Origin of the sequence: Nguyenibacter vanlangensis (assembly GCF_013376155.1) — a bacterium.
GTDB classification, from domain to species: domain Bacteria; phylum Pseudomonadota; class Alphaproteobacteria; order Acetobacterales; family Acetobacteraceae; genus Gluconacetobacter; species Gluconacetobacter vanlangensis.
The window spans coordinates 1-1605 of the sequence record NZ_JABXXP010000634.1; the positions used below are offsets into that span (position 1 = coordinate 1).

Sequence of the window (1605 nt, forward strand, 5' to 3'; positions counted from 1 at the left end):
CTGGGGGTGCCGGCCCATCGCATCGTGCTGCGCGACATCCTGCCCAACGTCGCCGGCACGCTGGTGGTGCTGGCGCCGCTGGTGATGGCGCTGGCGCTGATGGCGGAATCGGCCCTGTCCTTCCTGTCGATCGGGGTGCAGGCGCCGGCGGCGTCGTGGGGGACGATCATCCAGGACGGCGAGGGGCTGATCTACACCCGCCCGATGGTGGCCGTCGCGCCGGGGCTGGCGATCGTCGCGGTGGTGCTGGCGCTGAACGTCCTGGGCGACGGCATGCGCGACGCGCTGGACGTGCGCGATTCCGGCCGGGGGGGCGGCTGATGGCGATGGCGATCGTGCGGCGGCTGGGCCAGACGCTGTTCGTGCTGTTCGGCATTTCCGTGCTGATCTTCCTGGTCTTCTTCGCCACCCCGGGGTCGGACCCCACGGCGCGCATCGCCGGGCGCAACGCGTCGCCCGAAACGATGGCGCGGGTGCGCGTCGAATACGGCTTCGACCGGCCCTTGCCCGTCCAGTACTGGCGGATGATGGAAAAACTGTTCGTCACCCGCGACCTGACCTCCTACGTCAACCGGGGCGAGAAAGTGGTGCCGGAAGTGCTGCAGGCCGCGCCGGTGACCCTGTCGCTGGTCTCGGGCGCCGCGGTGATCTGGGTGGCGGCGTCGGTGGCGATGGGCACGCTCGCGGCCGCCCTGCGCGGCGGCTGGGTCGATCGCGGCCTGATGATGCTGGGGCTGGTGGGGATCTCCATCCCGGTCTTCTGGCTGGGGCAGGTGGTGAACCTGGTCACCCAGAGCCGCTATCACGAAACCTGGCTGTTTTCCTGGGTGCCGGGGCTGGGCTACGTGCCGTTCAGCCAGGATCCGCTGGGCTGGTTCCGCGCGCTGGTGCTGCCATGGATCACCCTGGCGGTGCTGTTCGTCGGCCTCTACAGCCGCGTGCTGCGCGCCGACCTGGTCGCGACGCAGGCCGAGGATTTCATGCGCACCGCGCGCGCCAAGGGCCTGTCGCCGGCGCGGGTCCTGCTGGCGCACGGGTTGCGGACGTCGATGATCAGCTTCGTGTCCCTGTTCGGGCTGGATTTCGCGCAACTGGTCGGCGGCGGCGCCCTGCTGACCGAAGTGGTGTTCGGCCTGCAGGGGGTCGGGCGGCTGACCTATCAGGCGCTGGCCAACCTGGACCTGCCGCTGATCATGGCGACGGTGATGTATTCGGCGGTGTTCGTCGTCATCGCCAACGCGGTGGTCGATCTGCTCTATCTGCTGCTGGACCCGAGGGTGCGTGATGGACACTGACGCGCGAAAGCGCGCGATGGGCACTGACGCGCGAGGGCGCGCGATGGACACTGACGCGCGAGATCGCGCGATGGACGCCGACCCCGACATTCTGCTGTCGGTCCGCGACCTGACGGTGGCGCTGCCCGTCGGCGGGCGCATGGTCGACGTGATCGATTCCGTGTCGTTCACGCTGGGCGCGCGGGAAATATTGGGCATCGTCGGCGAGTCCGGATCGGGCAAGAGCATGACCGCGCTGGCGCTGATGGGCCTGATCGACGCGCCGGGCGCGCGCGTTACCGGCTCGGCGCGCTTCAAGGGCCGCGAACTG

At 69.7% G+C, this 1605-nt stretch carries 3 protein-coding genes; all 3 read left to right on the plus strand.

The window, feature by feature from the left end; translation table 11 throughout:
- A partial coding sequence (locus HUK84_RS17465; RefSeq protein ID WP_176641392.1) for an ABC transporter permease occupies nucleotides 1-321 on the plus strand: 321 nt, incomplete at its 5' end.
- Nucleotides 321-1295 (plus strand): ABC transporter permease, encoded by a 975-nt coding sequence (locus HUK84_RS17470; protein ID WP_176641393.1) that lies wholly within the window; start codon nucleotides 321-323, stop codon nucleotides 1293-1295. The genes HUK84_RS17465 and HUK84_RS17470, both read left to right, overlap by 1 nt.
- A gap of 70 nt (nucleotides 1296-1365) precedes the next feature.
- The coding region (locus HUK84_RS17475) for an ATP-binding cassette domain-containing protein (protein WP_176641394.1) at nucleotides 1366-1605 on the plus strand (240 nt) is incomplete at its 3' end.